This window comes from Streptomyces erythrochromogenes (genome assembly GCF_040684695.1).
In the GTDB taxonomy this organism is placed as follows: domain Bacteria; phylum Actinomycetota; class Actinomycetes; order Streptomycetales; family Streptomycetaceae; genus Streptomyces; species Streptomyces erythrochromogenes_C.
Window position 1 is genome coordinate 128,800 of the sequence record NZ_JBFBGM010000002.1, and the last position, 22,764, is coordinate 151,563.

The 22,764-nt window shown below is 71.3% G+C and carries 15 protein-coding genes and 1 pseudogene; 14 read left to right on the forward strand and 2 right to left on the reverse strand.

Annotated elements, in window-relative coordinates; translation table 11 throughout:
* Window positions 1-103: 103 nt before the first annotated feature.
* Window positions 104-3,232 (reverse strand): AfsR/SARP family transcriptional regulator, encoded by a 3,129-nt coding sequence (locus AB0O53_RS04640; RefSeq protein WP_350989887.1) that lies wholly within the window; start codon window positions 3,230-3,232, stop codon window positions 104-106.
* 173 nt (window positions 3,233-3,405) lie between these two features.
* Here AB0O53_RS04640 and AB0O53_RS04645 point away from each other — a divergent pair, with 173 nt between their 5' ends.
* The 13 genes from AB0O53_RS04645 to AB0O53_RS04705 all read left to right on the forward strand — a co-directional run bounded on the left by AB0O53_RS04645 (window position 3,406) and on the right by AB0O53_RS04705 (window position 20,058).
* Window positions 3,406-3,615, forward strand: coding sequence for a hypothetical protein (locus AB0O53_RS04645; RefSeq protein ID WP_350989889.1), 210 nt, complete (start codon window positions 3,406-3,408; stop codon window positions 3,613-3,615).
* Between the two features lie 53 nt (window positions 3,616-3,668).
* On the forward strand, window positions 3,669-5,006 hold the full coding sequence (locus tag AB0O53_RS04650; RefSeq protein ID WP_350989891.1) for a SidA/IucD/PvdA family monooxygenase: 1,338 nt from the start codon (window positions 3,669-3,671) through the stop codon (window positions 5,004-5,006).
* A gap of 11 nt (window positions 5,007-5,017) precedes the next feature.
* Window positions 5,018-6,397 (forward strand): aspartate aminotransferase family protein, encoded by a 1,380-nt coding sequence (locus AB0O53_RS04655; RefSeq protein ID WP_350989893.1) that lies wholly within the window; start codon window positions 5,018-5,020, stop codon window positions 6,395-6,397.
* Window positions 6,394-7,212: a homoserine O-acetyltransferase/O-succinyltransferase family protein gene (locus AB0O53_RS04660; RefSeq protein ID WP_350989895.1), complete on the forward strand. Its 819-nt coding sequence runs from the start codon at window positions 6,394-6,396 to the stop codon at window positions 7,210-7,212. The genes AB0O53_RS04655 and AB0O53_RS04660 overlap by 4 nt, the downstream gene beginning before the upstream one ends.
* Window positions 7,213-7,229: 17 nt before the next feature.
* The gene (locus AB0O53_RS04665) at window positions 7,230-8,483 is read left to right on the forward strand and encodes an aspartate kinase (RefSeq protein WP_350989897.1); all 1,254 of its coding nucleotides are present in this window, start codon (window positions 7,230-7,232) and stop codon (window positions 8,481-8,483) included.
* Between the two features lie 13 nt (window positions 8,484-8,496).
* Window positions 8,497-9,798, forward strand: coding sequence for an MFS transporter (locus tag AB0O53_RS04670; RefSeq protein WP_365193231.1), 1,302 nt, complete (start codon window positions 8,497-8,499; stop codon window positions 9,796-9,798).
* A 74-nt stretch (window positions 9,799-9,872) separates the two neighbouring features.
* Window positions 9,873-13,958, forward strand: coding sequence for a non-ribosomal peptide synthetase (locus AB0O53_RS04675; RefSeq protein ID WP_365193233.1), 4,086 nt, complete (start codon window positions 9,873-9,875; stop codon window positions 13,956-13,958).
* 293 nt (window positions 13,959-14,251) lie between these two features.
* Window positions 14,252-15,142, forward strand: coding sequence for a hypothetical protein (locus AB0O53_RS04680; RefSeq protein WP_365193235.1), 891 nt, complete (start codon window positions 14,252-14,254; stop codon window positions 15,140-15,142).
* A 117-nt stretch (window positions 15,143-15,259) separates the two neighbouring features.
* Complete coding sequence (locus AB0O53_RS04685; protein WP_350989905.1) at window positions 15,260-15,718, forward strand: hypothetical protein; 459 nt, start codon at window positions 15,260-15,262, stop codon at window positions 15,716-15,718.
* A 40-nt stretch (window positions 15,719-15,758) separates the two neighbouring features.
* Window positions 15,759-16,079, forward strand: coding sequence for a hypothetical protein (locus AB0O53_RS04690; RefSeq protein ID WP_350989907.1), 321 nt, complete (start codon window positions 15,759-15,761; stop codon window positions 16,077-16,079).
* 36 nt (window positions 16,080-16,115) lie between these two features.
* The gene (locus AB0O53_RS04695; RefSeq protein ID WP_365193237.1) at window positions 16,116-18,821 is read left to right on the forward strand and encodes an ATP-binding protein; all 2,706 of its coding nucleotides are present in this window, start codon (window positions 16,116-16,118) and stop codon (window positions 18,819-18,821) included.
* Window positions 18,818-19,420 (forward strand): RNase A-like domain-containing protein, encoded by a 603-nt coding sequence (locus AB0O53_RS04700; protein ID WP_350989911.1) that lies wholly within the window; start codon window positions 18,818-18,820, stop codon window positions 19,418-19,420. Before AB0O53_RS04695 ends, AB0O53_RS04700 begins: the two co-directional genes overlap by 4 nt.
* Window positions 19,417-20,058 (forward strand): Cap15 family cyclic dinucleotide receptor domain-containing protein, encoded by a 642-nt coding sequence (locus tag AB0O53_RS04705; RefSeq protein ID WP_365193240.1) that lies wholly within the window; start codon window positions 19,417-19,419, stop codon window positions 20,056-20,058. Before AB0O53_RS04700 ends, AB0O53_RS04705 begins: the two co-directional genes overlap by 4 nt.
* A 479-nt stretch (window positions 20,059-20,537) precedes the next feature.
* Here the strand turns inward: AB0O53_RS04705 and AB0O53_RS04710 are convergent.
* A pseudogene (locus AB0O53_RS04710) lies at window positions 20,538-20,759 on the reverse strand (hypothetical protein); the annotation flags it as partial.
* A gap of 677 nt (window positions 20,760-21,436) precedes the next feature.
* Between AB0O53_RS04710 and AB0O53_RS04715 the strand changes: the two are divergent.
* On the forward strand, window positions 21,437-22,717 hold the full coding sequence (locus tag AB0O53_RS04715) for a hypothetical protein (RefSeq protein WP_365193242.1): 1,281 nt from the start codon (window positions 21,437-21,439) through the stop codon (window positions 22,715-22,717).
* Window positions 22,718-22,764 lie beyond the last annotated feature (47 nt).

Here is a 22,764-nt window from a genome sequence, read left to right on the forward strand (position 1 = left end):
CACGCCGATGACGTCCGTGCCCGATCTCTTGCTCTCCGCCATCTCGCGTGGGTCGACGTGGATGGTGGTCTTCTTCACGATGGATCGCCGTCCGTTTCCGTGGTCAGTGGAGCGGTTGCAGAACCGGAACTCTAGGCAGGGTCACTACCGGATTCCTTCCGGTCACTCTGCGTGCAACCTGGGCGAGGATCGATTCGAGGCGGTGGACGGGTGCGGGGGTGCCGACGCAGGCGGACAGTTCGGCGAGTTCCATGCGCAGGATCCGGCCCGCCGCCGGGTCGCCGGCCTCCAGGGCCCGGCACAGCAGCTCGACGGCGGAGAGCAGCACGTGGTGGACGGGCTCCGCGCCCAGCCACCGGATGGACTGGGCCAGCCGGTCGACGGCCCGGTCGATGTGGCCGTCGGCGAGCTCCAGGGTGGCGAGCACGTAGAAGAGCTCGCCCATGCCGAACTCCAGGTTCATGTCCCGCAGTACGGCGTGGCCCTCCTCGATGAACCGCCGGGCGGACGGATCGCGCAGCTCCAGCAGGCTCAGGCCGAGGGTGAGGCCGCTGAACGCCTCGTACGGGCGGTCCCCCAGCTCGTGGAAGGCCGCGAGGGCCGTCTCGGCCTTCTCCCTCGCCTCCTGCAGCTCCCCGCGGTGGCGCAGTACGACGGCCCAGTGCCGCAGCGCGAGGGCCTCCTCGCGCCGGTTGCCGGCCAGCCGGCTGAGCCGCACAGCCTCCTGGAAGGCGGCCGACGACAGCTCCCAGCGCCTCTGTTCGTAACGGATCGTGCCCAGTTCGCGGGCGGCCAGTGCCTGCGCGAGCCCGCTGGAGGACGCCAGCGCGGACTCGGCGGCCCGCGTCACCTCGGTGAGGGCGGGCCCCAGCCGGCCCAGCGCCCGCAGGGCCCCGGCGCGGATCACCCGGCACTCCGCCTCCAGGGCGCCGAGGCCCAGCTCCTCGAAGACGGCGCCCGCCCGGTCGGCGAGTTCCAGGCCGGCGTCGGGGTCCCTGCGGATGCAGCGCAGGGACGCCAGCCGCAGGGACATGACGCCGACGCCGACGGTGTCGCCGTCGGCGTCAGCCGCCTCCAGGGCGAGCCGGTGGCTGGCCTCCCAGTCGTCGTAGAGGTGGCGCAGCTCCAGGAAGTCGGTGGTGCTGTCGGCCAGTTCCCAGGCGATCCGGCCGAATCCGTTCGAGCAGGCCATCGCGACCGCGGACGCCAGGGCCGGGCGCTCGGCCTCGAACCAGAGGTAGGGGTCCTCGACGATGTAGTCGACGTCGGAGCGGTCGAAGCCGTCGTAGCGGTGCGTCGCGCCCCGCTCCGCGGCGGGCCACTGCCGCGGCCGCGCACCGGTGATGCGCTGCGCCGCGGTGGTGGACAGGGTGAGCCACCCGTCCAGCACCCTGGAGAGCGCTTCCCGGCACTGTGCGGGCGAGTACTCGGCCTGGGCCCGCTCCTTGGCGTAGAGGCGGACCAGGTTGTGGTACCGGTAGCGGGTCTGCCCGGCGACGTCGCATCCGACGACGTCGAGGAGCTGGGTGCTGACGAGTTCCTCGATCAGGTCCTCGGCCTCGTCGATGGTGATGCGGAGCAACGGGGCGAGTAACCAGGACGCAAAGTCCGGTGTGTCGATGAGTCCCAGCAGGCAGAACGCCTCGCGTTCGCGCGGCTCCAGCTCCTGGTAGCCGGTCGCGAGCGTGGCCCGCACCTCCAGGTCGCCGGAGACCAGCACGTCCAGCCGCCGCCGCTCGTCGGCGAGGCGGCGCGCGAACCGGGTGATGCCGCCCTGGGAGTGCTGGGCGAGCCGCGCGGCCGCGATCCGCACGGCCAGCGGCAGGTAGCCGCACAGCCGGGCGACCTCCGCCGTGGTGGCCTCGTCGCCGACGAGGCGGTCCTTCCCGGCGATCCGCTCGATCAGCGCTCCGGACTCCTCCGCGTTGAACACGTCGAGGTCGACGTGGGTGGCGGATTCCAGTCCGGTGAGCCGGGGCCGGCTGGTGATCAGTACGACGCAGCCGGGCGAGCCGGGGAGCAGCGGTCTGACCTGGGCCTCGCTGACGGCGTCGTCGAGCAGGATGAGCATGCGGGAGGAGGCGGTCCGGCTGCGGAAGAGCTCGCTGCACTCCTCCAGGTCGTCCGGTATGCCCTCCTCCCCGACACCGAGCGCGCGCAGGAAGCGTTTGAGCGCCACCAGCGGGTCCAGCGGTCGGGCGTCGGCGGTGCGCAGGCGTATGTACAGCTGCCCGTCGGGGAACTGCTCGGCGACGCGGCGCGCGGCCTGCACCGCGAGGGTGGACTTGCCGACCCCTCCCTTGCCCGAGACGGCGACGAGGGCGAGGGACTCCTTGTCGCCCGTCGTCAGGGTCTCGCGGATGCGGCCGACCTGGTCGGCGCGTCCGGTGAAGTCGGCTATCGACGGCGGGAGCTGGGCCGGCACGACCTGGGCGATCGGGGACCAGACCCGCTCGGGTCTCTCGTCGGCGGCGGGGGCCTTGCGGGGCAGGTCCAGGCCGGGGCCGCCGACCAGGATCGCCTCGTGGAGCCGTTGGAGCTCGCCCCCCGGTTCCAGGCCGAGTTCCTCGGCGATCAGGGTGCGCCCGGACTGGTAGACCGCGAGTGCGTCGGCGACCCGGCCGCAGCGGTAGAGGGCCAGCATCAGCTGGCCGCGCAGCCGCTCCCGCAGCGGCTGCTCCCCGACGAGCGCCTTGAGCTCGCTGACGAGTTCGCCGTGGCGGCCCAGGGCGAGTTCCGCCTCGATGCGCTCCATGACGACGCCGATCCGGCGTTCCTCCAGCGCCGGCGACTCGGTTCGGATCAGCTCGTCCGTACCGTCGGCCAGTGGCTCCCCCCGCCACTGGGCGAGGCCGGCGCAGTACGCCTCCACCGCGTCGAGTTGCCGGTCCTGCCCGAGCGCGGCTCTCGCGTCCGCGACGGCCTGGTCGAACGTCAGCAGGTCGAACCGGTGCCCGCCGAGCTGGAGGCGGTAGCCGTTGCCCGACCGGATGATCAGCTCCGGCCCGAACTCGCCGCGCAGCTGGGACACGCACTTCTGGATCTGGGCCACAGCGGTCGGCGGCGGCGATTCCCCCCACAGGATCGCGACGAGTCGTTCCACCGGGACAACGTGTTCGGAGCGGAGCAGCAGCGCGGCCAGCACCGATCTCGTCTTGCGCCCGTTGAGCCTGACTGCGAGTCCGTCGCGCCATGCCGTGATCGGCCCAAGAACACGGAACTCGAATGTCACGCAGCCCCCTCCTGATCCCGCTTCCGCCCAATGCGGACACGGGACTCCCACCCCCACCTGATGACCTGCGCTTCTGGACGATACCGCACGGTCGGAAGCCTGGCGGAAGGCAACCGGTAGCGGTCAGTGAAAAGCTCATTACATCTCGGACGGCTACGGAAGCTGCAGTTCAAATGACCAGAAATGCGGACACCGAAAAACCGGCCGGGGACAACGCCGGCCCCGCGTCGGCAAGCGACCTCACCGGCCCGGACGCCGCGCAGTGGGCGGTCCCGCACGCAGCGGGGACCCTCAGCGACGGCGCGTTCTTCGCCGGCCGTCACGCGGCCGGGCCGTACTCCGACGGCGCTTGCGCGGACGTGCAGGCGGTCTCCCGTCCGTGAATCAGCCGGCATGCCGTCGGCATGCCGGTGCAACTCAACTTTGGAGATTCAGCGTGCACGATGCATATGACGTCCTCTGTGTGGGATACGGACCCGCGAACGTCGCCGTAGCCGTCGCGTTCGAGGAGCTGTGGCCCGAGGCCCGGGTGAAGTTCCTGGAGCGCGAGCCCGGCCCCTACTGGCAGCGCGCCATGCTCCTGGACGGCTCGGACATCCAGAACAATCCGCTGCGCGACCTGGTGACGCCACGCAACCCGCGCAGCCGCTACACCTTCACCAACTTCCTGCACGAGCAGGGCCGTCTCTTCAAACACCTCAACCTGCCGTCCCACTATCCGCTGCGCAAGGAGTACGCGCGCTACGTCCAGTGGGTCGCCGAGACCGTCCAGGCCGACGTGGACTACGGCCGCGAGGTCACCGGCATCAAGATGGCGGCGTCCGTCGACGGCCCCCTGGTCGAGGTCACCGTCGCCGACGGCACGACCTACCACGGGCGCTCCGTCGTGGTGGCCCCGGGCCGCACCCCGAACCTCCCCGCCGTCTTCGGCGAGGTGCCGGCCCCGCACCTCTTCCACACCTCCCAGTTCCTGCCCAACATCGCCGACCTGGAGCGGGACTTCGACGGCACGCTCGCCGTGGTCGGCGCCAGCCAGAGCGCGGTCGAGGTGGTGCTCGACCTGATCGCGCGCTTCCCCGCCGCCCGCATCGTCAACGTGATGACCGGCTTCGGCTACCGGCTCAAGGACACCAGCCCGTTCTCCGAGGAGGTCTACTTCCCGGAGTTCGTCGAGTACTACTTCCACGCCACGGAGGAGGGCAAGAAGCGGCTGCGCGACCAGCTGCGGCCCACCAACTACTCGGCCGCCGACGCCGACGTGGTCAGCGCCCTCTACATGCGCATGTACGAGGACGAGCTCGACGGCCGCGAGCGGGTCCGGCTGGCCACCAACCGCCGCATCGAGTCCGTGGAGCGCACCGCCGAGGGCGTCGCGCTGGACGTCACCGAGCACATCACCGGTGAGCGCGAGCGGATCCACGCCGACCGCGTGGTCCTGGCCACCGGCTACCTGGACCTGGGCATCACCGGCCGCACCGAGCAGCTCCCGCCGCTGCTGCGGGACCTGGCGGACGTGCTCGGCGTCACCGACGACCAGCCGCTGTCCGTCGGCTACGACTACGGCGTGGTCCCGCACCCGGCCTTCGAGCGCGAGGTGCCGCCGATCTTCGTCAACGGGCTGTGCGAGTCCACGCACGGGCTCGGCGACGCGGGCTCCTTCAGCCTGCTGGCGCTGCGCTCCCAGGCCATCGTCGAAAGCCTTGAGCGGCGCCTGGTCGCCGAGCAGGGCGCCGCCGACCTCGTCGCCGCCCAGGCGGCCGGCTCCGAGATCTGAGAGAGACGACCATGCAGACCCTCGACACGACCTCCGCGAAACCGGCGGTCGACCTCGCCCGGCCCGGTCCCAACGGGCGCGTGCTCCTCGACAGCCAGGCCGCCACCGAGTCCAACGCCCGCACCTACCCGCGCCGCATCCCGGTCGCGATCGCCGAGGCGTCGGGTTCGTACATCACCGACCTCGACGGCCGCCGCTACATCGACTTCCTCTCGGGTGCGGGCGTCCTCGCCCTGGGCCACAACCACCCCGAGCTGGTCGCCGCCGTGACCGAGCAGCTGCCGAAGCTGACGCACGGCCTCGACTTCCCGACGCCGGTGCGCGACGAGTTCAAGCGCCGCCAGATCGCGATGCTGCCCGAGCACATGCGCGACGACGTCAAGATGCACTTCTGCGGCCCCACCGGCTCCGACGCCGTCGAGGCCGCGATCAAGCTGTGCAAGAAGGCGACCGGCCGCGGCCAGGTCGTCGTCTTCCAGGGCGCCTACCACGGCTCCACCCAGGGGGCCATGTCCCTGACCTCGGAGCACGCGCCGAAGACGGGCCTGCAGAACCTGCTGCCGGGCATCCACTTCACGCCGTACTCCTACTGCCACCGCTGCCCGATCGGCCTCGCCCCCGGGAACTGCAACACCAACTGCGCCGAGGTGCTGGTCAACACGCTGACCGACACCCACGGCGGGGTGCAGCTGCCGGCCGCGATCATCATGGAGCTGGTCCAGGGCGAGGGCGGGGCCATCCCGGCCCGCCGCGAGTTCGTCCACCGCGTCGCGGACACCGCCCGCGAGCTGGGCATCCCGCTGATCGTGGACGAGGTCCAGACCGGCTGCGGCCGTACCGGCACCTGGTTCGCCTTCGAGCAGTACGACATCACCCCGGACGTGGTCGTGGCCTCCAAGGGCCTGTCGGGCATGGGGCTGCCGGTCGCCGCCATCCTCTACCGCAAGCACCTGGACACCTGGACGCCGGGCAGCCACATCGGCACCTTCCGCGGCAACAACCTGGCCTTCGCCAGCGCCAACGCCTTCCTGGACGTCGTCGAGCGCGACGAACTGCTCCCGCACGTCCGCGCCATCGGCGAGCACCTGCTCGGCGAGCTGAAGCGGTTCGGCGACAGCCCGCTCGTCTCCGACGTGCGCGGTCTGGGCCTGATGCTCGGCATGGAGATGGCCGGCACCGCGACCGTCGACGCGACGAAGGTCGCGGCCCGGTTCCAGCAGGAGGCCCTGAGCCGCGGACTGATCGTCGAGCTCGGCGGCCGCGGCGACTGCGTCGTACGGCTGCTGCCCGCGCTGAACATCACCCATGAGATCGCCGACGAGGCCGTGGCGATCCTGCGCGACGCGCTCGCCGCGGTGGAGGCGGAACTCGCCGCGGAGGCGGGCCGATGAGCACGCTCGTCTCCGGCGCGGCCGGCCGGCCGCCGCGGATCGGCATCGTCAACCTGATGCCGAACGCGGAGCAGTACGAGAACTGGCTGCTGCCGCAGCTGGCCCTGTCGGGCCCGTTCGAACTGCAGTGGATACGGATCTCCTCCCGCCGCTACAACCTGGACGACCCGGCCCGCATCGCCGCGACCTACCGCACCTACAAGGAGGCCACCGCGGACGCACCGCTGGACGGCCTGATCGTCAGCGGCGCCGCGGTGGAGCACCTCCCCTTCGAGGAGGTGCGCTTCATGGACGAGCTGAACGAGATGGTCCAGGACGTCCACGCGCAGGGCTCGCCGCTGCTGGGCCTGTGCTGGGGCGCGATGGGCGTGGGCCACCTGGTCTACGGCCTGCCCAAGGACATCTACAGCGCCAAGATCTCCGGCATGTACGAGACCGAGCTGCTGGCGCAGGACGGCCCCATCGCCTCGTCCCTCGACGACCGCTTCTGGTCGACGCACAGCCGCTTCGCCGGCTTCGACGACAAGGCCCTGGACGCCAGCACCACGGTCCGCGCACTGGCCCGAGCCGAGGGTGCGGGCACGGTGATCGCCGAGTCCTACGACCACTCCGTCCTCATGCACACCGGCCACCCCGAGTACTACGGCTCGCGCCTGGCGGAGGAGTACCGCCGGGACGTGGACCAGCAGGTGGCCGGGGTCAGGGCGCCGGTCGGCGTGGACCTCGACCAGCCGCTGCGGCTGTGGCGCAGCCACAGCCTGGCGTTCTTCGCGAGCTGGGTCCGACTGGTCGGCGACCAGTCGGCCGCCCGCTAGAGGGCGAGGGGGGACCTGTGTCCGCAACACACCCGACCGGGCGCGCACTGCGTCCGGTGGTATGGAAGTTCGGCGGTTCCTCGGTGGGCGACATGGACCGGCTGCGCCGGGTCGCCCAGCGGCTGGTGGAGGCCAGGCGCGCGGGGGCGGACGTCGTCGCGGTCCTGTCCGCGATGTCGGACACCACCGACGACCTGTTGGAAATGGCGAACGTCCTCACGACGCAGCCCGACGCCCGGGAGCTCGACGCGCTCCTGGCGGTCGGCGAATCCATGTCGTGCGCGCTCGCCGCGATCGCCGTGCACGAGCTCGGCGAGCGCGCCGTCTCGCTCAACGGCCGCCAGGCCGGAGTGCTGACCGACACCGCGCACGGCAACGCCCGCATGCAGTCGATCGACCCCGGGCGGATCGTCACGGCCCTGGAACAGGGACTGATCGTCCTGGTCACCGGCTACCAGGGCGTCACCGACGACGGTGACGTCACGACGCTGGGCCGCGGCGGCTCGGACGCCTCGGCGATCGCCGTGGCGGCCGCTCTCGGGCTGTCCGAGTGCGACATCTGGACCGACGTCCCGGGAGTCTTCACCGCCGACCCCCGAGTGGTACCCGACGCGCGGCGCCTGGAACGGCTCGGCCACGAGGACATGCTCCAACTCGCCGAGGCCGGCGCCCAGGTGATGCAGCCGCGCGCGGTGGAGCTCGCGGCGGCGCACGGCGTCGCCATCCACGTCCGGTCCTCGTTCACCGGCGAGCCGGGCACGTGGATCACAGAAGCCAGGGAGGAGAACGACATGTTCGAGACGGCCAGGATCATCGGCGTCGCCCACCGTCGGCACGACCCGCTCTACCAGGTGGACGGCCTGACCCCGGCCCAGGTCTCGGCGGCGCTCGCCGGGCACGGGCTGCCGGTCGGATCCATCATCGGCAGCCCGGGCGAGCTGCGGTTCACCTCGCCCGGTGCCGAACCGCAGGCGGTCATCGCCGCCCTCGGCGACATCGGCGCCGGCGTCAGGGTCCACGACGAGGAGCTCGGCAGCGTGAGCGTGGCCGGGGACGCCTGCGGCAACCGGGCCGAGGTCACCCTGCAGATCCTGGAGTCCCTGGAGCGCACGGGCATCAGACCGGTGCTGGTCACCAGCACCCCCAGCCGCGTCTCCTGCCACGTCGCCTCCGGTGCGGTCGACGAGGCCGCCCGGGTCCTGCACCGCGCCTTCAACCTGCACACCGACGCTGCCGCCCCGCAGCCCGTCGGCGCGGGACTGGCCAACTGAGAGGGGCGAGAGCATGACCACCACGCAGGGGCATGAGGACACCGCGGAACGGCGCGGCGTCCTCGCCAACCGGGACTTCGTCAAACTCTGGAGCGGGCAGACGGTCTCCCTCGTCGGCTCGCAGGTGACCGACATCGCGCTGCCGCTGGCAGCGGTCATCACCCTGAACGCCAGCGCGTTCCAGATCGGCCTGCTCAACGTCGCCAGGTTCGCACCGTACGTACTGGTGACCCTGCTGGCCGGAGTCTGGTTCGACCGGCGGCGCAGAAAGCCGACCCTGATCGCCGCGGACGCGGTCCGGGTGCTGCTGATCGGCGCGCTGCCGCTCGCCCACCTGCTCGGCGTGCTCTCGCTCCCCTGGCTCTACGTCGTCGGGTTCATGGCCGGCGTGGCGACGGTCCTGTTCGATGTGGGGATCCTCTCCTACATCCCGGGGCTCGTCGACAAGGACGACCTGGCGGACGCGAACAGCAAGATGACGGCCAGCTACTCGGTGGCCGGCATCGCCGGCCCCGGGCTGGCCGGCTTCCTGGTCGGCGCGCTGACCGCGCCCGTCGCGCTGACCGTGGGCGCCACCACCTACCTGGCCTCGGCCGTGGCCCTGTGGTGGATCCGCCGCCCGGAGGCCGAACCGGAGCGGCCCGCCGAGCAGAAGTCGGTTCGCGCCGACATCGTCGAGGGCCTGCGCACCGTCGTCGGCAGCCGGATCCTCCGCCACCTGGCGACCCAGTCCGCCGTGTTCAACCTGTTCGAGAACGTCATGACGACGGTCTTCCTGGTCTACGCGGTGCGGACACTGGGCCTGACCCCGTTCCAGCTCGGCCTGGTCGTCGGGGCCGGCTCGGTCGGCGCGCTGCTGGGCGCGACGTTCTCCGGGCGGATCAGCAAGCGCATGGGCTTCGGCCCGGCGCTGCGCATGGTCACGCTGCTGGCCTGCCTGTCCCCCCTGGTGCTGCTCGTACCCGGTGACACCGGGCCCGTCTCCCTGACGATCCTGGGCACGACCCTCGCCGTGCACGGCTTCCACCTGGCCGTCTTCAACGTCAACTCGCTGACCCTGCGCCAGACCGTCACGCCCGCCCGCCTGCTGGGGCGGATGAACGCCAGCTACCGGCTCATCCTCTACGGCACCATCCCGCTCGGCGCCCTGCTGGCCGGCTCGCTCGCCTCCCTCTTCGGGCTGCGCGCCGCACTCGCCGTCGGCGTGGCGGGCATCGCCCTGCCGGCCGTGTGGATCCTCTTCTCGCCCGTGTACCGGCTGCGCGAGATGCCACGGGGTCCCGTCGAAGCGGAACAGCCCGAAACCGTCGCCTGAGTCACGCGCGGCCTCGTCGTGACCGTGCACCTGACGCCGCCTCATCCACTGCTCGAAAGAAGGACCAACCAGTCATGTTGACCGATTCCCAGCGGGCCGCGCTGACCGCCAGGCTGCGTCGCACGGCCCCCCCGATCTCGTCGATCCCCCGCCGCTCCCCCGCCCTGCAGGACCTGCCGCTCTCCTACGGGCAGGAGCAGCTCTGGTTCATCGACCAGCTGGCTCCCGGCGAGTCCACCTACACCATCGCCGGCGCGGTACGGATGACCGGCGGCCTCGACCGCGCGGCCCTCGGCGCCGCCCTGGACTCCCTCGTCGCCCGCCACGAAGCGCTGCGCACCCGCCTGGTCACCGTGGACGGCGCCCCCGTCCAGGTCGTCGACCCGGCCGGCCCGGTCGAGCTGGTCTTCCTGGACCAGCGCTCCGTCGCCGCCGACGGGATCGAGCAGCACTGGCGCGCGGCGGCCCAGGAGGAGACGGCCCGCCCGTTCGAGCTGGAGCGCGGCCCCCTGTTCCGCGCGCACCTGCAGCAGCTGGCCGACGAGGACCACGTCCTGCTGATAACCGTCCACCACACCGTCTTCGACGGCTCCTCCTTCCCCGTGCTGCTGGCGGAGCTGTCCGAGTCGTACGCCGCAGCCGTCGCCGGCAAGGCCGCGCAGCTGCCCGAGCTGCCCGTCCAGTTCGCCGACTTCGCCGTCTGGGAGCGCGACCGGCTGCAGGGCGAGACGCTGAAGGACCTGACCGAGTACTGGAGCGAGAACCTCCAGGGCGCGCCGGTCCTCCAGCTGCCGACCGACCGGCCCCGCCCCCTCGTCCAGACCTACCAGGGCACCACGGAGTCCCGGGACCTCGGCGACAAGATCCTCACCCGGCTCGCCACCCTGGGCCGGGACGAGGGCGCGACCCTGTTCATGACCCTGATGGCCGCCTACCACGTCCTGCTCCACCGCTACAGCGGCCAGGACGACATCGTGGTCGGCACCGTCAGCGCCAACCGCACCCGCCCCGAGCTGCAGCCGGTGATCGGCTACCTGATCAACACCCTCCCGGTCCGCGTCGACCTGTCCGGCGACCCGACCTTCCGCGAGGTCCTGGAGCGCACCAAGGCGGCCACCCTGGGCGCCTTCGGGCACCAGGACCTGCCCTTCGCGAAGATCGTGGAGGCCGCCAAGGCCCCCCGCGACCCCTCGCGCTCCCCGGTCTTCCAGGTCGGCTTCATGCTCTCCGACGACCAGAAGCGCGACCTCCGGCCGGGCGGCATGACCTGGGCCTCCGAGGAACTCCCGGCCGAGGCGGCCAAGTTCGACCTGCTCGTCTCCGCCGTCGAGAGCGGCGGCCGGCTGGGGCTGCACCTCAGCTACGCCACCGCCCTGTACGACGCGGCCACCGCGCAGCGCCTGCTGGGCCACTTCGAGGTGCTCCTCGACGGCGTCGTGAACGACCCCGAGGCCCGCATCTCGCAGCTGCCGATCATGACCGAGGCGGAGCTGCACCAGGAGCTCGTCACCTGGAACAGCGACAAGGCCGACTTCCCCGACTGGAACCTGCACCAGGCCTTCGAGGCCAAGGTCGCGGCGCACCCCGACGTCATGGCCGTCGAGCTCGACGGCGAGGGCCTGACCTACGCCCAGCTCGACGCCCACGCCAACCAGGTCGCCCGGCGGCTGCGCGAGCTCGGCGTCGGCCCGGAGTCGCTCGTCGGCGTCAGCATGCAGCGCACGGTGCGCCGCATCGTCGGCCTCATGGGCATCCTCAAGGCGGGCGGCGGCTACGTGCCGCTGGACCCGGAGTACCCGGCCGACCGCCTCGCCTTCATGGTCGAGGACGCGCGGATGAGCGTCGTGCTCACCGACGAGGCCAGCGCGTCCGCGGTGCCGACCGAGGACGTCACGGTCCTGGACCTGGACCGCTCCTGGAACGACCTCACCGCGCTGGACGACAGCCCCGTCGAGGCCACCGCGAGCCCGTCGGACGTCGCGTACGTCATCTACACCTCGGGCTCCACCGGCCGCCCCAAGGGCGTGGTCGTCGAGCACCGCAACGCCGTCAACTTCTGCTACGCGGAGATCGAGTTCTGGCCGCTCGGCCCGGGCGACCGGATCCTGCAGTTCGCGTCCCTCAACTTCGACGTGTCCGTCCTGGACATCTTCGGCGCGCTGCTGTCCGGCTCCACCCTGATCCTCGGCAGCACGCAGACCCTGCTCTCCCCGCCGCGGCTGGCCGACCTGATCCGCGGCGAGGGCATCACCTTCATGTGCCTGCCGCCGGCCGTGCTGAACCTGCTGGCCGAGGAGCAGTTCCCGAGCCTGCGCGTGGTCATCGCCGGCGGCGAGGCCTTCTCCTCGGAGCTGGTCCGCAACTGGGCGCGCCCCGGCATGCGCTTCATCAACGGCTACGGCCCGACCGAGACCACGGTCGGTTCGACCATGGCCCGCTGCCAGGACGACGGCATCGACCCGCCGCCGATCGGCCTTCCGCTGACGAACTACACGGCGTACGTGCTGGACAAGCACCTCAACCCGGTTCCGGTCGGCGTCGCGGGCGAGCTGCACATCGGCGGCGCCAGCGTCACCCGCGGCTACCTGGGCCGGCCGGAGCTGACCGCCGAGCGCTTCGTCACGGACCCGTTCAGCGAGGTCCCGGACGCGCGCATGTACAAGACGGGCGACCTGGCCCGCCGTCTGCCGGACGGCAACCTGCAGTACCTCGGCCGTCTCGACCACCAGGTCAAGATCCGCGGTCTGCGCGTGGAGCTCGGCGAGATCGAGGCCGTGCTCGCCGCCCACCCCTCCGTCGCCCAGGCGATCATCATCGTCGGCGAGGACCAGGCCGGCCAGAAGAACCTCATCGGCTACGCCCGGACCAACCCCGACGCGCCGGCCGTCACCACCGCCGACCTGCGCGCGCACCTGGGCGAGGCACTGCCCGCGTTCATGGTCCCCGCCCACCTGATCATCCTCGACACTTTCCCGCTCAACGCGAACGGCAAGGTCGACCGCGCCGCCCTGCCCGAGCCGGACGGCGCCGGGGAAGCGGGCGACTACGTCGCCCCGCGCACCATCCTGGAGACGGTCCTCGCCGACATCGTCTCCGACATCCTCAAGCTGCAGCGGGTCGGCATCGAGGACAACTTCTTCGAGATGGGCGGCAACTCCCTGCAGGCGATGCAGGTCATCACCCGCCTGCGCAAGGACCTCGGGGTCGACACGGACGTGACCGCGATCTTCCTCGCCCCCACGCCCGCCCGGCTCGCCGCGACCCTGGTCGCCAAGCACGGCCTGGAGGACGCCCCGCTGGACGACCTGGAGGGCCTGGAGGAGACCGACGGCGCCGCCGCACCGGCCGTCGCCGCCGGCCCCGCCGCCTCCGGTTCGGACACGATCGTGCCGCTGTCGGAGAAGACCGACGGCGACCCGCTGTTCCTCTTCCACGCCGTCGGCGGCACCGTCTACCCGTACTTCGGGCTGATGCAGGAGCTCCAGGACCGCTACCGGGTGCTCGGCGTGCAGGCCGCGGGCCTCAAGGCGGGCAGCGCGCCCCGGCAGGACCTGACGGAGATGGCCGACGCCTACACCGCGGCCGTCCGCGAGGCCCAGCCGGCGGGCCCGTACCACCTGGCCGGCTGGTCGATGGGCGGGCTGCTCGCCCTGCAGGTCGCCCGCCGCCTGGAGGCGTCGGGCGAGGAGGTGGCCCTGGTCGGCCTGCTGGACACGCCCTTCTCCGCGGACGACGTCTCCGGGGTGAGCGAGCAGGCCTTCGCCGCCCAGTTCGTCCTGGACGGCGCCCGGGCCCTGGGTCCCGACGCGGGCGAACTGCCCGACCCGGTGAGCACGCCGGTGGCCGAGCAGCTGCGCTGGTTCGGCGAGAAGCTGACCGGCGGATCGGGTGACACCGAGGAGGTCCAGGAGGACATCAACCGCAGGTTCCAGGTGTTCAAGGCGCACATCACGCTGATCGGCGGACACCGCCCGGAGCCCGTCGCGGCCCCCGTCGTGGTGGTCTCGGCCGAGCAGTCGCCGGACCTGTCGGCGTCCTGGACCGAGCTCCTCGGCTCCGGGACCCGGACCGTCCGCGTGCCCGGCGACCACTACACCTTCCTGCGCGCCCCCGGCGTCCAGCAGGCCGCCAAGGCGCTCCTCGGCACGGACGGGGCCTGATCCGGGGCGGTCGGTGTGCGGCGCCCTCACCCGCCGCGCACCGCCCGCCCCTCCCTCACCCGCACCCGCACCCGCACCCGCACCCGCACCCGCACCACAGCGAACGGCGAAACCCCAGGCCGGAGGAATCCGACCTGGGGTTTCCCGTACCCCAACGGGCTTTCGGCAGAAAACACTTGGGCGTTCGTTCGAGTTCGGCGATCTTTTCGCTGTGGTTCAATGAATGCGCCGTGATTCGGCTTCTCGCGGGCGGTGCAGCGTTGATCAAAGAAAATCCTTTCGAGGCCACTTCGGTGCTGCTCACCGACCTGCTGGACACCCAGCTCCGCTATCGGAGCCGGTGGCGCGCCCGCGTCCAGCGGGACCGTGCGGGCGGCCGCGTGAGCATCGCCGCCGTGGCCCAGGTCCTGGCCGAACACCTGTGGGAATGCGGCGAGTTCCCCGAATCCGAACGGTCCCTCCCGCGCATCCTGAAGGACCGCGTCCGCCGTGCGCTCGACGGCACGATGATCACAGCGGAGACGCTCGCCTGGATCATCGACGCCTTCCGGATGGACGAGCGCGACGCGGAGTGCCTGCGGGCCACCCATGAAAGCGATTCCGGCAGCCGGCCCGACGGCATATCCGACGCCGTCCGGGAACCCCGGAAAATGATCAGGCGCCAATGGCACCGAACGGTGACGGTATTCGAACGTTATTTCCTCGACCGTGACCGGCAGCTGACCGAACGCCGCACCAAACACGTGATCATGGCCCTGGAGGACGGGGTGAACAGCTACCTGTTCAACCACGAGTCCTCCGTGGCGGCCATCGAGGTACTGCACGGCGGAACCCTCGGCCCCGAGCACCGCTACGACGGCCTCGTGTCCCACGAGATCCTGTTCCCTCAGCCCCTCAAACGGGGCCAGCGCACCGCGTTCGAGTACCGGACCGTCTACCGCCCCGTTCCGCACCCTCCCCAGGAGGTACGGCGCCCCGCCCGCGGCCGGATCGAGAACTTCGACATGGCCGTGCACTTCGCGCCGCCCCGGCTGCCCAGCCGGCTCTGGTGGGCGACGTGGTCCGACCACCACCTCGGCGATCCCGTGCAGTTGGAGCCCGCCGGGATGTGCGACAACGGCAGCGCGCACCGCTACGTGTCCTTCGTCGAGGAGTCCGTCGTCGGCTTCCGCTGGAACTGGTGAGCAGACAAGGCGCCTTGACGTCCCCGTGCGCCACAACGGCGCTCCGTGCGCCGTAAGTGCGCCATGCGGCGTGTTCACTCCCCCCTGTCAGTCAATCGGAAGATCTCGGGGGACACCGTGGGCATCCTCAACCAGTTCGACGTCATCGACTCCTTCAACCAGCTGATCCCCGGCGCGTCCGGGCACTCCGACGGCTACCTGCGCGAGGTCGCCAAGGCCACCCAGGAGCAGGGCCTGCCCGTCGAGATGAACCTGGAGAACAACTCCGACGGACTGTTCGCCGCCATGCGCGGCCAGGGTGCCCGCCGCTTCCTCGTCGTCCAGCCGCTGGACCGCAAGGCCCGGGGCCTGCGGATGATGCACTACGGCTTCCCGGTGGGCACCAACCTCACCGCAGGCTGGCTCCTCACCGGAACCACCGCCAGCCTCAAGCTCTTCGACTACCTCGATCTCACCGCGGTCATCGAGTCCGTCCACGGACTCGCCGTCGTCCCCGCGCTCTACAGCGTCGCGGACAGCACCGGCTTCGCCCGCGAGGAGATCCGCAAGTACCAGAGCGGATTCTTCGGCGTCTGAGCCGCGCCGCCACCATCCGAGCCGTCACGGAAGGACAGCCATGGGCTGGGTCATCTTCTTTCTCTACGTCGCGGGCATCATCGGCACCACCCGCTACGCGATGCAGATCTTCGGCCTGCACTGGGCCGACATCAACGGGTCCGGCCTGAACGGCATCGGCGCCCGCTTCAAGACCATGGTGCCGGGCACCTTCTGGCCCATCGGCCTGCCGATCCTCCTCCTCGTGGCGCAGCAGCGCCAGGAGCGCCGCCAGGCGGCCCGGCAGGACGTGGCCGACCTCATGGGCGGCGACGACACCCCGCAGAGCGCCCCCGCGCCGCGGCCCCAGCACCGCACCCGCAACCCGTTCGACGACGTCTGAGCCGCCGACGCCCGCTCTCTCCCAGGAGGTGACACCGTGCAGTGGCCGCCGAGCATCCGCCAGGACACGGCCGTGATCTGGGCCGACGCCGACTTCTTCGCCAGGCCGGGCCACTGGGCCACCGCGACGGCCCGGATCGCCGCCGGCCCCCGCGCGCCCGAGACGACCGGTCCCGCGGAGAGCGGCGCGGGGATGCGCGCCGTGTCCACCCGGATCGTGCAGGCCCTGCACGGCTGGACCAACCGCGCCGCCCTGGAGGTCCGCTACACCGCGCCCGCCCCCGGCCGCCTCCAGGGCATCGACTGCCACCTCGTCGCCCGCGCCGAAGGCGGCACCCCGTTCGACGCCCGGGCGGCCGCCGAGCAGCTGCTCGGCACGGCGGCCCGGCTGCTGCCCCCGGGCTTCGTCGCGGAACCGGCCGACCCGGCGGAACTCGCCGTCCCCGCGGGCGCGGTGACCTGCGCCGAGGTGCGCCGGCACGAGGAGCTCCTCGCGCCCGCCCTGGGCGACTACTCCGCCGCCGAGTACTACTACGTGCCCGGGCGGCTGCACGGCGACGGCTCCGCCTGGGACGCCTTCCTCCGTACCCTGCTGCACGCGCCGTCCCCCGTCCTGGTCAGCCTGGTGTTCCTGCCGACCGTGCTGACCCCCCGGGAGAGCGCCGCCCACGGCCACCTCTGCTCCGCCCTGGAGTACGAGGCCACCGCCCGGACCGTGCAGGACTACCTCGGGCCGGTGGACCTGCCGCCCGACGACAACGCCCGCCGCGCGCTGGAAGCCTGGCGCCGCTTCGGCGACAGCTCGGCCAAGGTCCTGGCACGGGCCACGGTCGTCGGCGACCGGGCCACCACCGACACCGTCGCCGCGACGCTCGCGGCGGCCGTCGGATCGTCGCACGACGTGACCGAACGCGGGATGTCCGGCGGCGTGAGCGTCGTGCGGCCCGGTGACGGCGAGGACCTGCGGCTGGCCGCCCAGTGCCTGGCCGGCGGCTCGATCGCGCCCTGGGGCGGCCACCGCGTCTGGCAGCTGCCCCAGGCACTCGACTCCATCCGCCGCGTCCCCTACCTGTTCGCGGCCGAGGAGGCCGCCTCGATGCTCGTCCTCCCGGTGCCCGGCCCCGACGGCTGCCCCGGCCTGGAGGTTTCGTCGCCCGCGCTGGAGCAGGTCACCCCGGCGCCCGCGACCGATCCGCAGACCCCCGTACTCGCCCTCGGCGACCGGATCAGCGGCGGGCCCGCGGCCACCCTCCGGCTCCCGCTCGACGACCTCGTCAGCCACGCACTGATCGTCGGCGCGCCCAACACCGGCAAGTCGACCACCCTGCAGAGCCTCCTCGTCCAGCTGTGGCGGGACCACAAGGTGCCCTGGCTGGTCATCGAGCCGGTCAAGACCGAGCACCGCGGCATGCTGGCCGTGCCGGGCATGGAGGCCCTGCGGATCCACACCCTCGGCGACTCCGAGCGCGCGCCCTGGCGGTTCAACCCCCTCCAGCCGCCCCCGGGCACCACCGTCCACGCGCACATCTCGTCGCTGATGGCCGTCTTCCGCGCCGTGGTGGCGGACATGGACGGCGCACTGCCGCTCATCCTCGAACAGGCCCTGGAGGAGACCTACGTCCGGGCCGGATGGAACGGCGGCCGCACCCTGTCCGGCCGCGTCCCGACCCTGCGCGCGCTGCTGCCCGTACTCGACGCGCTCCAGGACGACAGCGACTACCGCGGCCAGGCCCTCAACGTCTTCCCGGCCCTCGCCACCCGCGTCCGGGCCCTGCTCGGCGGCGAGCACGGCTACATGTTCGACACCGTGGAGGAGACCGACTGGGCCGGCCTCCTCGACCGGCCGGCCGTGCTGGAACTGGCCTCCATGGCCGACCCCGCCGCGATCGACATGACGCTCGGCTTCCTGCTCTCCCAGCTGTCCGCCTTCGCCCGGCTGCGCGGCAGCCAGAACCGCCGCCTGCGCCACCTCATCGTGCTGGAGGAGGCCCACCGGGTCTTCGCCCGGCCGACCGGCGGCCCCGACCGCAGGTCCGCGGAGGCGGTCTCCGCCTTCGCCAACGCCCTCGCCGAACTCAGCTCCTTCGGGCAGGGATTCGTCCTCGTCGACCAGGTGCCGGAACGCCTGGACGACTCGGCCACCGCCCTCACCGGCGTCAAGATCATGCACGCGCTGCGCAGCGAGCAGAGCCGGCAGGCCATGCTCGGCGACATGGGGGCCGGCCCGCGCTCCGCGCAGACGGCGGCCGCCCTCCGGCGCGGCCAGGCCCTCGTCGGCACGCCCCGCACCACCGATCCCCTGCTCGCCGCGATCCGGCCCGACCCGGCCGTGGACACCGCGCGCGTCGTCGACGACGACGCCGTCGTACGGCACATGGCGGAGCCGACCCGCGCCCTGTCCCGGCTGCTGCCGTACGAGCTGTGCTGCCGCGACATCTGCCAGGACGGCTGCGTACCGGAGCGCAGGGAACGGGGGCGGACCCTCGCCTTCGCCCGGCGCCGGGAGGAACGCGCCGAGGCACACCGGGCACCGGGCGGCGAGCCGCGCCGCGGGCCCGCCCTCGGCGACCTCGCCCGGTCCATGGGCCGCGCCTGCGCCGGCGACGTGGCGGACACGTACTGCGCGATGGTCCACGTCGACCTCGACAAGCCGCTCCCCGGCCTGACGCCCCAGCGCCGGCAGTCCGATCTGACGGCGGTCGTCCGCAGGCAGGCGGCACGCACGGGAGGCGGCGCACCGTGATCATCCACGACACCCCCGAGGACGAGCAGGACCACCGGGAGATGCTGCGGCGGGCCCTCGACGACCACCGGGACCTGCACCCCGACCACCACCGGGAACGGGGGCGGGTCACCGACTTCCAGGACCGGGAAGCGGACTACCGGGAGCCGGCCGACCGGCTGCCGCCCTCCGGCGTCGACGTGCTCAGCGACCTCTACCGCGAGGAACTGCGCGACGTCGGGCACGCGATCGACAAGCACACCGGATGCTCCCTGGAAGAACTGCGCGAGTTCGACTCGTACGCCTCGGAGGCGGGCGCGTCCTCCTTCGACACCCCCGGACAGGCCGCGGACGCCGTCAACGACGCCCTGTACGACTCGGCCGGCGACCTGGTCGACTGGCTGGTCGGCGACGACCCACGCCCGTTCGTCTGCGACGCCGACCTGGGCAGGGCCACCGGCCGCTGGGCCCGCGACGGCGACCACCCGGACGGCGTCGACGTGACGGGCGTCCGGGTGGTGCTGGCAAGGGACGCCGACGATCCGCGCGGGTACGTGTTCCGCACGGCGTTCCCGATACCGGCGGACCACGTCAGGGGCGCGGGGCGGCGACGGCCGTGAAGGACATCCGCCAGCAGATCACCGTCGGCATCGTCTGCCTCGTGTGGCTGGCGCTCGCCCTGCTCACGGGCGAGGCCCTGTCCCCGACGCCGCTGCGGCTCTTCTCGGCCGCCGGGACCACGGTGGCCATCACGGCCCTGGCGTACGAGAGGTGCCTGTGGCGGTGGAGGCTCGTGCGCCGGTTCACCGGGAGCCCTCTGCTGCACGGCACGTGGCGGGGCGAGGTGATCACCTCCGTCGTCCGCGAGGACGGCACCCCGGTACCGCCGATCCCCGCCGTCCTGCACGTGGTGCAGAGCGCCTCGCGCGTCAGCGTGTCCCTCTTCACCGCGGACTCCCTGTCCACCTCCACCCACGCCTCGCTGCTGCGTGCGGAGGACGGCCGGTGGTGCCTGCGCTGGCAGTTCACCAACCAGCCCCGGCCCGGCGCCCGACACCGCAGCCAGCGCCACCGCGGGCTGGCCGAACTGTGGATCGGCGCCGTACCCGGCGAAGGCCTGCGCGGCGAATACTTCACCGACCGGCGCACGTACGGTGAACTGAGCCTGGCGGAGTGGAGCCCGCGCCGCTACGGCAGCGCATCGACGGCCCTCGCAGCAACGGACTTCGCCCCGGCCACACCCCACACGACGGCCTGACAACAAAAATCCCCAGGCCGCAAACGACCTGGGGATCATGCTGGAGCCGCCTTCGGGATTCGAACCCGAGACCTACGCATTACGAGACCGAGAAGGCTTGTGCCAACCGCTGCCAGACTGTGCTGCGAAGTAGCGTTTGAGCTGGTCAGAGCATGTGCAGCCGATTGCCCCGCACCACCTCGTGTTGCACTGTCCAAAGGCGTCTGTCCACCGGCCGTCCACCGGCAAAGCTGACTCCGGCCACTGGGCGGCCCGCTACAAGCGTCTCGGTTACGAGTGGTGCTACCTTCCGCCTGTTCGCCGCACTGGCTGTTGCAAACCTACAAGGCAGCACTGAGGGCGTGGCCCCCCTACGCGTCCCGCAGGGAACAGCAACTGCAGTGACAGCAGCAACGTCGTGCTCTTGTTTCAGGCCCGCTGGCGGCGTTCCCCCGGTCCGACGGCGGTGCCGCGAGCGCCGGTTCCTGCGGTGTGTCTTCGACCCCCACCAAACGCTGGAGGTCGGCGGTCACTACCCGGTAGGCGTTGCCGAGTTTCAGCACCTTGCACGGATACTCACCCCGCTTCGCCAGACCGTAGCCGGTAGACCTCCCTATTGAGAGGACTCTGTTCGCTGTCTGTAGATCCACCGTGGGTGGCAAGGCCACCAGGTCCTCACGGGTGAGGGCCACACCACCGATCGCCCCGAGTCGCTCTGTCACCGCACCCTCCCCATGACACGGATCGACACCGCAGCCTCTTACGCCCCTTGGCCGATCACCAGCGTCATCTATAGGCACTCGAAAAGAACCTCCCAGAACAAGAGATTCACCCGTACGAGTGGTCGAGACCGATGGTGATCGTCTGCCGCAAAGCAGACCCAGCGACGCCGGGGCCCCAAAGCTCGGAGGTTCCCGGCTGGACCCGCAGGCCACCGGGGGTGCTTGGCCGGAACGCGCAGTTGAATCCGGGTGAGCCCTGATCGCCGCGGGGGAGGAAGCGCGGAACCCTGCCGCACGCGCGCCTCCGAGTCCGGGCCCAGAAGTGATCTCGACAGACCTCGAACTGCCCGTGGACGCCGTCACCCGGACCTGATCCACCCCGTACGCCAGGAACAGCCGATGGCCGAATCTACCGACACCGGCCAGCATCTGAGCCAGAACGGCCCAGTCGAAGCCTGTGTCCCGTCGGCGGCAAGTCCGATCAGCCGATCCCGCGAGTACCCGGCACTGTCGGCGGTCGCTGGGACCAAGAGTCGTACGGTGGCCCGCCCTTCTCTCGCAGGATGGGCGAGCAGCACGACGATGCACCCACAAGTCATCTCACTGCCCCGGACCCTATGAGGGCCCTCGTGACATGATCTCCGTACGAATCAACGTGGTTGCGAATCTCCCGGGGGATGCCCATGCAGTTCCCGCCCGGCGACGTAGTCGCCTCATTCGGCATGTACTTGAAGTTCAGAAGCCTGGCCGACCTCCTCAGAATGCGACACCCTGACCTCGCGCCGATGGTCTCGGTACCGGACATCCCACCTCATTACGTCAAGATCGACCTGGGAGACACTCAAGGCGCTCTCCTCGCCATCACGAAGATCGGGGGGATCCACGTCTGGGCCGTGACAGCCCCGGGCATCAGCAGTCGGCCGATCATCCTGCCCCTCAACGGGATGTCCGACGAGAACCTGGTGGATACCCTGCACGCCGCCGCATCTGCGCACGTCCAGGGACGCTCTGTCGCGTCCCCCTGGAGGTGGGGAGAATCGGAAGTCACGCCGATCGTCCAGCTGGCCGACCAGTTGACCGCCAACGGCGCGGTGGTGCACAACGTTGTGGGCAAGAACCACTATTTCCTCTACCACCACGCCGATGGATGGTGGGATCCGAGAGTGGGGATCGCCAGGACCGGGACACGGTCCTACCTCGACGCCACCTACGGCGACTTCGCCTACCGCGCCTCCCACCACAAGACCCTCGGCTGGCGGGCTGACATCTACGATCCGCGTGAACGGCAGTGGGCTCGGCTCGCAGATCCTCTGGGCGCCGGCGATCCTCAGGGTATCGGCAAGCTTCCCGATATCGCCGACCTCGTCGACGTATCGCCCGAGGCGATCGCCTACTTGGCGTGTGAGCTCACCACGGAGTCGCGGTGGGAGTGCCACGACCCGTGGAGTCCGTTGGACGCTCCTCCTTTCCTCGCTGCTCCTGATGGCGTGCACACCTCTGACCTGCTGGAAGAACTCCTGCCAACCAGCCATTCCGCGGTCGAGCGGGGCGTCCCGCAGGAACTCCCTCCAGACCTCCTCGTACGCCGGGTTGAGAGCCAGCTCCGGGCATTCGGCCTCGCTGACGTCGAATGGGGCGATGCCAGTTCTCCGCTTGTCTCACATTCGCGCCACATCGCCTGGCACAACTCCGCCCGAAGCATGTCTACTTCGGAGGTGCAACGGCTGAACGGCGTCGCCGCGGCCGAGGAGAAGCAGCTCCTCGTCCTGACTCGTAGTGGACTGACGCGGCCAGCGGGCCAGTTCGCGGACAAGGCCAAGGCGCTCGCGTTCCAGTGGGATGCGAAGACCGGCTTGTTGTTCAACGGCAACGCGCGTGGCACTGAACTACTCTTCCCGTGCCTGGAGGACTTCGAGATGTCGATCGGTCAGCGATCGCGGGACATGGCTCGCGACTGATTGCGATCCGTGCCCAGCCGCTCGGCGTCCCTCACACGAGCGGACGC

Bases quoted from the DNA above. Each gene is read 5' to 3' on its own strand.
- AB0O53_RS04645 (WP_350989889.1), top strand. From the start codon at position 3,406: ATGACCAGAAATGCGGACACCGAAAAACCGGCCGGGGACAACGCCGGC.
- AB0O53_RS04655 (WP_350989893.1), top strand. From the start codon at position 5,018: ATGCAGACCCTCGACACGACCTCCGCGAAACCGGCGGTCGACCTCGCC.
- AB0O53_RS04660 (WP_350989895.1), top strand. From the start codon at position 6,394: ATGAGCACGCTCGTCTCCGGCGCGGCCGGCCGGCCGCCGCGGATCGGC.
- AB0O53_RS04670 (WP_365193231.1), top strand. From the start codon at position 8,497: ATGACCACCACGCAGGGGCATGAGGACACCGCGGAACGGCGCGGCGTC.
- AB0O53_RS04675 (WP_365193233.1), top strand. From the start codon at position 9,873: ATGTTGACCGATTCCCAGCGGGCCGCGCTGACCGCCAGGCTGCGTCGC.
- AB0O53_RS04690 (WP_350989907.1), top strand. From the start codon at position 15,759: ATGGGCTGGGTCATCTTCTTTCTCTACGTCGCGGGCATCATCGGCACC.
- AB0O53_RS04715 (WP_365193242.1), top strand. From the start codon at position 21,437: ATGCCCATGCAGTTCCCGCCCGGCGACGTAGTCGCCTCATTCGGCATG.